The sequence below is a fragment of the Bacillus sp. sid0103 genome, from assembly GCF_019219025.1.
Map to the genome: position 1 here is coordinate 40,252 of NZ_JAHUWN010000041.1, position 10,451 is coordinate 50,702.

At 35.7% G+C, this 10,451-nt stretch carries 13 protein-coding genes; 11 read left to right on the forward strand and 2 right to left on the reverse strand.

The window, feature by feature from the left end; translation table 11 throughout:
• Positions 1-7 precede the first annotated feature (7 nt).
• Positions 8-1,573 carry a spore germination protein gene (locus tag KW850_RS29420; RefSeq protein WP_374226396.1) on the reverse strand — a complete coding sequence of 522 codons (1,566 nt, stop codon included), beginning with the start codon at positions 1,571-1,573 and terminating at the stop codon, positions 8-10.
• 6 nt (positions 1,574-1,579) lie between these two features.
• A complete protein-coding gene (locus KW850_RS33660; protein WP_256358530.1) occupies positions 1,580-1,705 on the reverse strand; it encodes a hypothetical protein in 126 nt (41 codons plus the stop codon).
• Between the two features lie 359 nt (positions 1,706-2,064).
• Here KW850_RS33660 and KW850_RS29425 point away from each other — a divergent pair, with 359 nt between their 5' ends.
• The 11 genes from KW850_RS29425 to KW850_RS29475 form a co-directional block, all read left to right on the forward strand.
• On the forward strand, positions 2,065-3,177 hold the full coding sequence (locus tag KW850_RS29425; protein WP_218351235.1) for an ABC transporter substrate-binding protein: 1,113 nt from the start codon (positions 2,065-2,067) through the stop codon (positions 3,175-3,177).
• Complete coding sequence (locus KW850_RS29430; RefSeq protein WP_218351236.1) at positions 3,167-4,000, forward strand: alkaline phosphatase family protein; 834 nt, start codon at positions 3,167-3,169, stop codon at positions 3,998-4,000. The genes KW850_RS29425 and KW850_RS29430 overlap by 11 nt, the downstream gene beginning before the upstream one ends.
• 98 nt (positions 4,001-4,098) lie before the next feature.
• Positions 4,099-4,956, forward strand: coding sequence for an ABC transporter permease (locus KW850_RS29435; protein WP_308128879.1), 858 nt, complete (start codon positions 4,099-4,101; stop codon positions 4,954-4,956).
• Positions 4,953-5,825 carry an ABC transporter permease gene (locus tag KW850_RS29440; protein WP_218351237.1) on the forward strand — a complete coding sequence of 291 codons (873 nt, stop codon included), beginning with the start codon at positions 4,953-4,955 and terminating at the stop codon, positions 5,823-5,825. Before KW850_RS29435 ends, KW850_RS29440 begins: the two co-directional genes overlap by 4 nt.
• The gene (locus tag KW850_RS29445; RefSeq protein WP_218351238.1) at positions 5,825-6,838 is read left to right on the forward strand and encodes an ABC transporter ATP-binding protein; all 1,014 of its coding nucleotides are present in this window, start codon (positions 5,825-5,827) and stop codon (positions 6,836-6,838) included. The genes KW850_RS29440 and KW850_RS29445 overlap by 1 nt, the downstream gene beginning before the upstream one ends.
• A gap of 27 nt (positions 6,839-6,865) precedes the next feature.
• Positions 6,866-7,648 carry a DeoR/GlpR family DNA-binding transcription regulator gene (locus tag KW850_RS29450; RefSeq protein ID WP_218351239.1) on the forward strand — a complete coding sequence of 261 codons (783 nt, stop codon included), beginning with the start codon at positions 6,866-6,868 and terminating at the stop codon, positions 7,646-7,648.
• A 132-nt stretch (positions 7,649-7,780) separates the two neighbouring features.
• On the forward strand, positions 7,781-8,653 hold the full coding sequence (locus KW850_RS29455) for a Cof-type HAD-IIB family hydrolase (protein WP_218351240.1): 873 nt from the start codon (positions 7,781-7,783) through the stop codon (positions 8,651-8,653).
• A 29-nt stretch (positions 8,654-8,682) separates the two neighbouring features.
• Complete coding sequence (locus tag KW850_RS29460) at positions 8,683-9,012, forward strand: DMT family transporter (RefSeq protein WP_218351241.1); 330 nt, start codon at positions 8,683-8,685, stop codon at positions 9,010-9,012.
• Between the two features lie 40 nt (positions 9,013-9,052).
• Entirely contained in the window at positions 9,053-9,373 is a 321-nt protein-coding gene (locus KW850_RS29465) for a DMT family transporter (protein WP_218351242.1), read from the forward strand.
• Between the two features lie 246 nt (positions 9,374-9,619).
• Positions 9,620-9,946: a hypothetical protein gene (locus KW850_RS29470; protein ID WP_218351243.1), complete on the forward strand. Its 327-nt coding sequence runs from the start codon at positions 9,620-9,622 to the stop codon at positions 9,944-9,946.
• Positions 9,918-10,451 (forward strand): IS3 family transposase (locus KW850_RS29475; protein WP_218351244.1); only part of this gene is annotated, 534 nt, incomplete at its 3' end. The genes KW850_RS29470 and KW850_RS29475, both read left to right, overlap by 29 nt.

Here is a 10,451-nt window from a genome sequence, read left to right on the forward strand (position 1 = left end):
CGAACCGTTACCTTTTTCTTACTGAATCTTTTGGATGCAACAGTTTTGGACGGCGTTTCATCAGGAATAGGGGGACCCGTATCATGAAATCCTTCCAATCATTCAATCGAAATGATACAGCAGGGCTCAGATATGGAATGCCAAAACTTTTAAGCCTCACCAAATGGCTGCATAGCAACAGGAAGAACAGAACGACTCCATATAATCCAAACACACTAGCAAATAGCATTGAGGCAAAGCGAAGCATTCTTAATGCAATCCCTACACTATATTGCGGGATCGTGAATGAAGATATGGCCGTGACAGCAACCACGATGACCATGATTGGACTAACTATTCCTGCTTGCACTGCTGCTTCTCCAATGACTAAACCCCCCACGATCCCTATCGATTGTCCAATTGGTTTTGGTAAACGAAGCCCGGCTTCTCTTAATACTTCTATAGATAATTCCATTATGAGTGCCTCAATTAGAGGGGGAAAAGGAACTCCCTCTCTAGTGGCTGCAATGGAAAAAATGAGCTTGGTTGGAATTAATCCCGGATGAAAGGAAATAAAAGCAATATATAAAGAAGGAACAAATAAAGCAATAAAGGCTGAAAAATAACGTAATATACGAATTAATGTCCCAGCCATCCATCTTTCGTAATAGTCCTCAGGAGACTGCAACAGCATATGGAAGGTAACAGGAACAATTAAGGCAAAAGGTGAGCCGTCCAACAGTAAAGCTACCCTTCCTTCCATCAAAGAACCCATAACACGATCAAGTCGTTCTGTACTTTGCACTTGCGGGAATGGACTTAAAAAATTATCTTCAATTAATTGTTCAATATAACTAGAGTCATGTACATCATCAATTTTTATTTTATTAATCCGTTGCTTAACCTCTTCTAATAAATGAGGGTCCACAATATCCTTCATGTAGATAATGACTAGTTCTTTTTTGGACCGCTCTCCTACCTGAGAGCTGATTATGGATAAGTTTTGATCTTTGCCATGCCGCCGTAGAAGAGCTGTATTATCCTTTAAATTTTCAATAAAGCCTACCCTGGGTCCACGTACCGATGCCTCAGTAGCCGGCTCATCAATATTTCTTGTTTTAGCTTTAGCACCGCCAACCAGGAAAACGTCTTCTAGACCATCGACTAAAATCGCAATTGACCCAAACATTACTCCGGAGGTTATATCTTTAAGAGTACGAACTTCATTTAAGCCGGATACAGAAAGAGCTTGGTTTTTAATATACTCTTTTAAGGAGGAGTTTTTTAGTGGATGGACGGTTTCTTTTGGTGAAGCCAACATTAAATCAACCAAAATATGATTATTAATTACCTCCGCATCTGCAAACCCATCTATAAAAATAATGGCAATACGAATACCCGTTGTTCCCATTTGAAACTCACGAAATTTCACATCTGAATTATGCCCAATCTCTTTGCGAATTAGATTCAAATCTGCTATAAAATCGCCGGTCATTTCATTAATAGATTCTTGGAATGACTGTTTATCCTGTTTTGCTTTTTTGGCAGATTCTTCAATCTTCATCTTGTTTTTGTTTAGCTTCCGCCATTTCACTAATCATCACTCTTTCTCTAATGAATGAATCCATTTGAAAAATTTAAAAAATCCAAGTGGGACTAAAAATGTAATTAATGCTTGTACGAAAATGATATAGTCCGGTATTAGAGAAAGAATTTTCTTCAACATAAAAACCTCTCCTATAAATGCTCAGAAGTATTTTTGTTAAAAACGTTTTAGAATACATTGATTGTATTATTTACTTTTGATGTTAAAATTAACCGATTTTTAGAATAGTAATTTATCCTTCTGTTTTCGTATATTTTTTCCTCTTTTGTCCTTCAGAAGTTAAATCTCTCTCAAATAGAGCAATACCCCCAAAGCTAGTAAACAACATTTTCCCAAAGCTGATGAATTGGAGAAATATAGAGCTGATTTACAAAACCTTTACGTTGGATTTATGTGGAATTAACATTGTCCATTTATGATTAATCTGTAACAAACATTAATAAACATTAAAAATTCCACACTAAATGGAGGCACTTTTTATGAATTACACATTCAAGAAGAATTGTTACAAGTCTATTCAAGCTCTGATGTTAGGAGTGAGTGTACTAGGATTAGCTGCTTGTGGAGCTACTAAAGAGGGGGCTGCTCCAGTTGTTAAGGATCCAAGTTCGTTAACCCTGAAAGAAATTGAAACAAAGGCAAAAGAAGAGGGAACAATTAATAGTGTCGGTATGCCTGATTCATGGGCTAACTGGGGAGAAACGTGGAATAATGTAACGAAAAAATATACTTTGAAGCACAGTGATACAGATTTATCTAGTGCAGAAGAAATTGCGAAAATGGAATCAGAAAAAGATAATGCAACAGCTGATATCGGGGATGTAGGGATTTCTTTTGGACCAATTGCTGAACAAAAAGGATTAACCCTTCCATATAAAACTTCTCATTGGGATGAAATACCAAAATGGGCGAAAGATGATAATGGAGATTGGGTTGTTGGATATCAAGGAACAATCGCATTTCTTACTAATAAAAATTTGGTGAAAAATCCACCTAAATCATGGAATGATATTTTAAAAGGAAATTACAAAGTAACAATTGGAGATGTTCAACGCGGAGCACAGAATCAGATGGGTGTTCTTGCAGCGGCAATGGCTTTCGGCGGTGATGAAATGAATATTAAACCAGGACTTGACTTCTTCGCTAAGCTTGCTAAACAAGGCCGTCTGAGTCTAACAGACGCTAAACCAGCTAACATTGAAAAAGGCGAAGTAGAAGTTGCAATTGTTTGGGATTTCAATGCACTTAATTATGCTAGCCAAATCAACCGTGATCAATTTGATGTATGTATTCCAAAAGAAGGTTCGGTCGTAAGTGGTTATACAACGATTATTAACAAATATGCAAAACATCCTTATGCAGCGATGGCAACAAGAGAATATATCTTAAGTGATCAAGGTCAAATTAACTTAGCAAAAGGATTTGCTCGTCCAATTCGTGATGTAAAACTTCCGCAAGAAGTAGCAGACAAGTTACTTCCAAAAGAAGAATACAAAAATGTAACACCAGTAAAAGATCAAAAAGCTTGGGAAAAAACTGCAAGTACTTTACCACAATTATGGCAAGAAGAGGTGTTAGTAAATGTTAAATAAAGTGATAACGGTTGTTGTTGATGGAATGCGATACGATAAAGCATGTGAGGCACTAGGATTTATTCAACATTTAGTTGAAACAAATCAGGCGGCACTTTATAAAGTGAAATCGGAGCTTCCAAGTCTTTCTCGTCCATTATATGAAGTGTTACTAACTGGTACACCGGCATCAACGAATGGAATTACGTCAAATCAAACCGTCCGTCTATCTACAGAGAAAAGTCTTTTCCATCTTACAAAAGGAAACGGCTTAAGAAATGCAACAGCATCTTATTACTGGGTAAGCGAACTTTATAATCGTGCACCATTCCAATTTATTGAAGATCGTGAGCAAGATGACGAGTCAAAAGCGATTCAATATGGAAAATTCTATTGGGATGATGACTATCCAGATAGTCATGTCCTAATGGATGCAGAAGCTTTGCGTAGAAAGTACGATCCACACTTTTTATATATTCATCCGCTAGGGGTAGATGTAAAAGGCGAAATTTATGGTTCGGAATCGAAAGAATATCGTGAACAAATTTTAAAAATGGGAAGCTTATTAGCTCAGCTTCTGCCAATTTGGATCTCAGAAGGTTACCATATTTTAATTACTTCTGACCATGGAATGAGCGAATACGGCAACCATGGTGGCATAACTGATGGTGAGCGTGATGTTCCACTATTTATCATTAGCCCAAAAGTTAAGCCAGGTGTTTACAGTGAGGTAATTCCTCAATTAGCTTTTGCACCACTTGTTTGTGAGCTTTTAAATATCAAGCCGTCAGATAAAATGATTTCATATCGATTACCAGGACTAAAAGAAGAAGTTACCATTTAAGTAAATGTTCAATGCAACAATAAAATGAACACTGGAATTGGTTTAACAGCCTTATTGTTAAACCAATTCCAAAATTGTTAAACATAGAGGAGCGAGAAGTGTTGCGAAAAATGAATAAACAAAAAATTTACTTATTAGCTCTCTTATTGCCATTTATACTATTTGTAATTGGTTTTGAAATTGGGCCAATAGTGGCAATGATTAAAAATAGCTTTTATACAGATGATGGAGTTCACGTAACGATTAATCAATATTTAACAGTATTTAAAAGTAAATTTTATATGCAAGGAATTAAAAACAGCCTTCTTATTTCATTATTTTCAGCTGTAACCTCTGTGATTATAGCGGTAATTGTAGCTTATTCGTTTACTAAGTTTTCTCAAAAAATACAAAATCGATTACTAATGCTTACTAATGTGACTTCGAATTTTGAGGGGATTCCCCTTTCATTTTCATATATTATTTTACTTGGAAACAATGGATTATTTACATTACTTTTTCACAAGATCGGTTTAAAAGTGTTTGCAGATTTTAATTTATATTCATGGACAGGACTAATTCTTGTTTATATTTATTTCCAAATTCCGCTTGCTGTTATGCTAATTTATCCGTCTTATCAAGGAATAAAACAACAATGGAAAGAAGCTTCTTCACTATTAGGAGGATCAAAGGTTTCATTTTGGCTTCGAATTGGAATACCCGTACTTTTACCTAGTATTATAGGTACATTTAGTATTATGTTTGCAAATGCGATGGGTGCTTACGCTACAGCCTATGCATTGGTCGGTAGCAACTATAACTTATTGTCATTGCAAATAGCCTCTTTAGTTGCAAGTGACGTTACATTAAAACCACAGCTGGGTAGTGCGTTAGGAGTTCTTCTAGCAACGACTATGATTGGGGCAATGTGGTTCAACGAACGAATGATGCGTCGCATTAGGAGGGATTTACGATGAAATCTTCAAAAATCTTGTATAAAGTGATTGTTGGATTACTAGTTTTGTATTTATTAATTCCACTTGTCGGAACATTTTTATTCTCGATTGCTGGTAAATGGGATCATACAATTTTACCTGAGAGTTATACAATCCATTGGTATAGTGATTTATTTCAAGATACACGGTTTTATGATGCTATCGAAAGAACACTATTTTTAATTGTTGTAACTGTAGGTCTTAGTGTCCTTATTATGCTTCCAACTATCTTTATCGTCACTGTCTATTTCAGTAAATGGGAAGGTTTGCTTCAAGCAATAGCAATGCTTCCTTATGGAATTCCTCCAATTGTTGGAGCGGTTGGATTAATAAAGCTATATTCAAATGGACCATTTCAAATTTCCGGGACACCGTGGATACTAATTGGTGCTTATTTCATAACAATTCTACCATTTATGTATCAAGGTATTCGTAACAGCCTTCGAACACTTAATGCTATCCAACTTGTAGATGCAGCTGAATTACTAGGTGCTTCAAAATTTCAGGCATTTCGTACAGTGGTACTTCCAAATATTATGTCTGGTATTTTAGTATCTACTTTATTATCAGTTGCTTTATTATTTGGTGAATTTGCTTTTGCTAATTTGCTTGTCGGAGGTCGATTTGAAACGATTCAAATTTATCTTGCAGACAAACTAAACAGCAGTGGTCACTTAACTAGTGCAATTGTAATCACATATTATTTATTGATTTTATTTTTAACTGCGACCGTATTAAAACTATCGCTTAAGAAAGAAAAAAACTCAGTTGTATCAAATAAGAAGCGAATTCTTACGTTTTTAAAAAAACAATATCATCATAAAACTACTAATTTAGAAGGTGAAAATTAATGAGCTATGTAACCATCGATCAAGTGACTAAGGGATATGATAATCAAGTCGTTTTAAATAACATTTCTTTAACATTGAACAAAGGAGAATTTGTTACACTTCTTGGGCAAAGCGGATGCGGAAAAAGTACGTTATTGCGTTCAATCGCCGGACTTGAAGACGTAGATGTAGGAAGAATTTTAATTGATGGAACAGATATTACTAATTTATCACCGCGTCAGCGTGAAGTCGGTATGGTGTTTCAATCTTATGCACTTTTTCCGAATATGAACGTTTTTGATAACATCGCATACGGACTTAAAATGAAGAAGGCAAAAAATATTGATTCAAGAGTAAAAAATATGATTGATATGGTCGATTTAAATGGAAAAGAAAAGTCTTATCCTCATCAGTTATCTGGAGGACAACAACAGAGGGTTGCTCTTGCTCGTGCTCTGGTTATGGAGCCAAAAGTACTTTTATTAGATGAGCCGTTAAGTGCATTGGATGCTAAAATTAGAAAAAATTTACAAAAAGAATTGAAGAGAATACAGAAGGAATTAGATATTACAACTATTTTTGTAACACATGATCAAGAAGAAGCAATGACGATGTCTGATCGAATCTTTGTCATGAATAAAGGAAACGTTGTACAATCTGGTTCTCCCTCAGAAATCTATACCACTCCAATCAATACATTTGTTGCAAAATTTATCGGAAATTATAATGTTTGTAACATAGAGGTTTTCCATAAACTTGTTCGTAGTACGGAATTAAAAGGAAATGAAGTCGCTATTCGTCCTGAAGTTATACAATTAGTTTCTTCTGGAGAGGATAGCTTGGATTTACATGCGAACTGGGGAATTAAAGGAATCGTTAAAGATGTAACCATGACAGGGAATGTTTTAAGATATGAAGTTGAAACAGAGTCGTCAGCCTTCCATGTAGACTATCTTCACCACCGAGGGAAAATGTTTGAGCAAGGAGCACGCGTTCATATTCTTGTACCGAAGAAAGAATGCATTATTTTATAAATTATTAATGATCGCGGGGGAAGAAAAATGTCTGTTTTGCCAGAAGAAAGAAAGAATGAAATTTTAAAAGAACTGAATAAAATGGGAAAAGTAAAAGTTATGGAATTAGTTGATCAATTTAATGTTTCAGAGGAAACGATTCGACGCGATTTGATGATATTAGAGGAAAAAGGACTTTTAAAGAGGGTTTACGGTGGAGCGATTAAAACAGTCTTTGAATTTGAGGAACCTCCATTCACACAGCGTACAACGGTGAATCAGGAAGCGAAAGTTAAGGTTGGGAAAAAAGCAGTAGAACTCATTTCTAACGGAGATGTGATTGTCATTGATGTAGGGACAACCATGCTTGAATTTGCGCAGTGTATTGAAAATAAAAAAGACATTACGATTTTAACCAATTCTCTTCCTGTGTCGTCTGTGTTGACCGAATCGCTCAATCAAAATAAGTTTACAGGACAAATTCTATTACTAGGTGGTCAAATTGATCCAAAGCAGCAATCTATATGCGGCGGTCTCACTGAACAAATGTTAAATCAATTTAATGTTGATAAAGCGTTCATTTCAGCTGGTGGTGTTTCTATTCAAAGTGGGGTTAGTAATTATCATTTACATGAAACATTAGTTTCACGCAAGATGGTCGAGGTATCAAAGCAAGTTGTATTGCTAACGGATTACTCTAAAATGGGTGTCGATACATTTTGTAAAGTTTGTCCTCTAGAAAAAGTCGATGTGATTGTCTGCGAGCAACCATTTCCAGAGGAATGGAGAAATCATTCAAAATTAGAGGAAATCAATTGGATTCAAGCATAGTCAATCCATAAAAGGACATATCGAGACAGATGAGGGAGTTCTCTCTCCTTTTTGATTAGATTTTTATTGATAACAGGTAAAAAAGCTAGAAAGAAAATTTAATAGATAGAATGAGAAAAGGAGCTATATATCATGAGTTTCATTGCGATAGATTTAGACGGAACATTATTAAACGACCAGAATGAAATTAGTGAAGAAAATATAAAGGCGATTCAATATGCCCAAGGTAGAGGATTTGAAGTAGTTATTTCAACAGGACGGGCTTATTTTGACGTTCAAACAATATGTGAAAAAGCCGGGATTTCCCCATTTGTAATCGGAACAAATGGCGCAACCATTCATTCAAAAAGCGGAAAGTGCATTTCTTCTATTACGATAACTAAAGATCGTGTCGAATCTATTCTCCAATGGTTAGATGAACGGAATTATTATTACGAAGTGTTTACTGATCAAGCCATTTATACTCTTAAAAAGGGAAGAGAACATTTCCATAATGAGATTAAAAGTTTGAAAAGCGCAGATTTGAATACAGATATGAAAGAATTAGTTGAAGTAGCGGAAAGGCAATTTGACCAGTTTGGATATGTTTTAGTTGAAAACTATCATGATATCTTAAAACAGGAGGAAGAATTCTATAACATTTTAGCATGTTCTTTTGATAAAAAGAAATTAGAGGAAGCATGGAACCAATTCAAAAAGTTTGATGAGTTGATGGTTGTTTCATCTGCTGATCATAACATTGAAATTACTAATAAAAGAGCTTCAAAAGGGATGTCCCTTGAAAAATTGGTTTTTTTGATGAATGGCTCCTTAGATCAGGCTATGGCAATCGGGGACAGCAACAATGATTTATCCATGTTCCAGAAAGTTGGATACAGTGTAGCGATGGGAAATGCGAAAGATGTCATAAAAGCTGTTTGTACAACGACAACCCTTAATAATGATGAGAATGGGGTAGCTTATGCGATTTATCGATATATGGAGAACTTCGTGGTTCAAAAATAAGTGTCAATGCCAAAGGAGAGAGCGATAAAATGGCATGGATCTATATCATAATAGCAGGACTTTTGGAAATTGTCTGGGTGATTGGTCTTAAATATTCACACGGATTCACCCAAATTATACCCAGTATAGTAACGGTAGTTATTATACTCTTTAGTTTCTTTTTACTTTCAAAAGCTTTACATTCAATTCCCTTAGGAACCGGTTACGCCATTTTTACTGGATTGGGAACGGTGGGAACAGTAGTAACTGGGATGCTTTTTTGGGGAGAGACTATTAATCAACTGAAAGTATTTTTTGTAGCTTTAATGATATTAGGGATAATTGGAATAAAAATTAGTCCAGCGCAACCTAAACATTAAAGGAAATGAAATGATTTATACAAGGTTTGGGGATGATTCAGTGGCTTGGTTTTTTCTTCTTATTGCCGGATTTGCCGAGATTGGTAGTATTATAAGCCTTAAACGTGCAGATGGGTTTAAAAAATTGCTCCCCTCTGTAGCGTGTCTTTTTTTTGGAAGTTTAAGCTTTTATTTTCTTTCTTTGTCATTAACTTCTCTTCCAGTGGGGACTGCCTATGCAATATGGACCGGTATCGGCTCTATTGGAAGTGTTATAGCAGGAATGATCTTCTTTAATGAACCTAGAAGTTTAAGAACAATCCTATTGATTATGTGTATTATTACAGGGGCTGCAGGTATTAAAATGAGTTCTGGACATTAAGATCAGGGTTTTAAGTTCAACAAATTTTCCTAAAAGCATTTCATAATTCTTGATATTCGTTTTGGTCGTATTATTGAAAAGTTTGTTATCCAAAAAGTCTTGGTACGCAAATTTTAACAACACAAAAAACCACTCCCTAATTTTTATGAACTATACCCCGGATAACGGACACACATAAAAAAGTGTCCCTTATCCGGTTTTTTTTTGTGTTTCAATAGATTTAATGATAATGGACGGAGGATTACCATGAGTAAAACTTTATATACAGAATTTCAGATTAAGGAACTTGAAAAGAATCCAAATATATTGAGTGCTTCAGACAGATCAATCTCTTACAATCCTGAATTTAAGATAAAAGCAATAAAAGAATACAAACTAGGAAAATCTCCCACTCAAATCTTTATTGAGCATGGATTCAACTTGATAAAAGGCAGCCAAAAGAATGTCTTAGGCGCTGGAAGGACACCTTTGATAGTTTTGGCGAGGAAGGCTTCCTTACGGAACGCCGTGGAAAAGGAAGTACGGGGGGACCCTCCAAATCAAAATGATCATGGAGAAAGACTACTTAGCTGAAATGAATCACAAGAAAATCAGACGGCTGATGACAAAATATAATCTAGAAGCAAAAATTAGAAAAGCCAACCCTTACCGAAAAATGGCCAAAGCAACCAAGGAACACTTAACTTGTCCCAACCTTCTTAATCGTGAATTCAATCAGGAGGCACCAGGGAAAGTACTGCTTACTGACATTACCTATCTTTATTACGGAAAGGGCCAAAAAGCGTATTTGTCCTGCGTGAAGGATGGGGCTACAAAGGAAATCATTGCTTATCATTTATCCACGTCCTTGGAAATGGAGATTGTCTATGAGACGTTAAAAAAGCTTAAACAGGGTGTTAGACATCATTTTCATCCGGATGCAATCTTGCATTCTGATCATGGTTTCCACTTTTCCCACCCATTGTTTCAAAGCAAAGTGAAGAAGCTGGGTCTAACCCAATCCATGTCCCGAAAGGGAAACTGTTGGGACAATGCGCCAATGGAAAGTTTCTTTGGGCACTTTAAGGATTTAGCGGAG

Coding starts and splice junctions, on each gene's coding strand:
- KW850_RS29450 (WP_218351239.1), top strand. CDS start 6,866: ATGTCTGTTTTGCCAGAAGAAAGAAAGAATGAAATTTTAAAAGAACTG.
- KW850_RS29445 (WP_218351238.1), top strand. CDS start 5,825: ATGAGCTATGTAACCATCGATCAAGTGACTAAGGGATATGATAATCAA.
- KW850_RS33660 (WP_256358530.1), bottom strand. CDS start 1,705: ATGTTGAAGAAAATTCTTTCTCTAATACCGGACTATATCATTTTCGTA.
- KW850_RS29455 (WP_218351240.1), top strand. CDS start 7,781: ATGAGTTTCATTGCGATAGATTTAGACGGAACATTATTAAACGACCAG.
- KW850_RS29425 (WP_218351235.1), top strand. CDS start 2,065: ATGAATTACACATTCAAGAAGAATTGTTACAAGTCTATTCAAGCTCTG.
- KW850_RS29470 (WP_218351243.1), top strand. CDS start 9,620: ATGAGTAAAACTTTATATACAGAATTTCAGATTAAGGAACTTGAAAAG.
- KW850_RS29460 (WP_218351241.1), top strand. CDS start 8,683: ATGGCATGGATCTATATCATAATAGCAGGACTTTTGGAAATTGTCTGG.
- KW850_RS29430 (WP_218351236.1), top strand. CDS start 3,167: ATGTTAAATAAAGTGATAACGGTTGTTGTTGATGGAATGCGATACGAT.
- KW850_RS29440 (WP_218351237.1), top strand. CDS start 4,953: ATGAAATCTTCAAAAATCTTGTATAAAGTGATTGTTGGATTACTAGTT.